Origin of the sequence: Exiguobacterium sp. s189, assembly GCF_018617615.1 — a bacterium.
Lineage (GTDB): Bacteria > Bacillota > Bacilli > Exiguobacteriales > Exiguobacteriaceae > Exiguobacterium > Exiguobacterium aestuarii_A.
In genome coordinates this window covers 1-420 of record NZ_JACSKM010000032.1, presented here as the reverse complement: position 1 = coordinate 420, position 420 = coordinate 1, and the positions used below count along the sequence as shown (strand labels likewise).

The 420-nt window shown below is 54.3% G+C and carries 1 protein-coding gene; it reads right to left on the bottom strand.

Annotated elements, in window-relative coordinates:
• A partial coding sequence (locus KNO99_RS15555; RefSeq protein ID WP_214747115.1) for a transposase occupies positions 1-288 on the bottom strand: 288 nt, incomplete at its 3' end.
• Between the last annotated feature and the right edge of the window lie 132 nt (positions 289-420).

The following is a 420-nucleotide window of genomic DNA, read 5'->3' as shown; positions in this document are numbered from 1 at the left end:
GAGACCGAGGAACCAGCGATAGGCGAGGTTCGTCTGAACCTCCCTCACGGTCTGGCGCACGGAACGGATGTTGAACAGGGGTCCGAGTAAGATGATCTTAATGATGATTTCTGGATCGATGCCGGGCGTACCGGTGTTCGAATAGAGCGGGGCGCAGAGCCGGTGCACGATCGAGAAGTCGATGTGACGGTCGAGTCTCCGGACGAGATGATCCTGCGGGACCAGCTGGTCCAACGTGGTCTTCGACTGGATTGGTTCATGTCGTTTCTCAGAATGGGCGCGATACATATCGGGTTCCTCCTTTTGATGACGGGCGAACTTGATGTTTACCTTCTTCTTTCCCCGTTTGTAAGGGTTCGAAGTATGTATCGGGCTTTTTCTTCGGCCATCGAGGCCTCAGAAAAAGACAAATGGCCGCCA